This is a genomic window from Gilliamella sp. B2889, from assembly GCF_026536885.1.
In the GTDB taxonomy this organism is placed as follows: Bacteria; Pseudomonadota; Gammaproteobacteria; order Enterobacterales; family Orbaceae; genus Gilliamella; species Gilliamella apicola_E.
The window spans coordinates 1-715 of sequence record NZ_JAFNNF010000014.1; the positions used below are offsets into that span (position 1 = coordinate 1).

A 715-nucleotide genomic window follows, 5' to 3' on the forward strand; every position below is an offset into this window, starting at 1 on the left:
CGGTCGTGATGGTCAAGGTAATCCTGTTATTAAATATGGTTTTACATTGAAGCAGTGGTTCGTCAACCGTGGTACTAAGTGGGACAATTATCCTAATACATTATCCTGGTGTAATCGTACAGGCTATCGCCTTGTTAAGATAAAGGATATAACAAATGCAAAACATGTAGTTCGTTCAGATGTAATCATACCTAGCGCCACGCCTACCTCAGATTTTTTTCTTTACATGCGATATATTGGTGCTGGTTTTTCCTCGGAGTGGGGGCGTGTAAACAATATTTCAGACATTGGCTTCACCCCTATCAACCATTGGATTTGGACTAGTGACTCGGATGGTAATGGTCCGTTTATCGTAAACATTACCAACGGTGGTGTGGATTGGTACAACAACAGCTATACCTACGGGCTTTGCACTTATCCTTAGTATTTATTCCTTCTTCCTTAAGCTTTAAAGCTTAAGGGGGTAAAGGTGGCGTTAAATTATCAAAGAATAGTTGACTTTAAGAATCAAAATAGTTGTCAAATAAAAAGCAATTTTATAGTTTAGCCCCCCCCGTTCATCATCATCCCTCAACCGGGGGGGATTTTTTGAGCAGTAGTAGTTTCAGCGTTTAAAATTCCACCTTGCAATGTTGCCATATGAATAATTTGGCTTTAAATGATGATGTGTTTTAATTATTTTTATATCAGAAAAGTTGAGGAGCGGGGTTTTTGG

Annotated in this window: 1 protein-coding gene; it reads left to right on the top strand. The window is 38.9% G+C overall.

Annotated elements, in window-relative coordinates:
* On the top strand, positions 1-424 hold a 424-nt coding region (locus J3U09_RS10920), incomplete at its 5' end, for a hypothetical protein (RefSeq protein WP_267358207.1).
* Between the last annotated feature and the right edge of the window lie 291 nt (positions 425-715).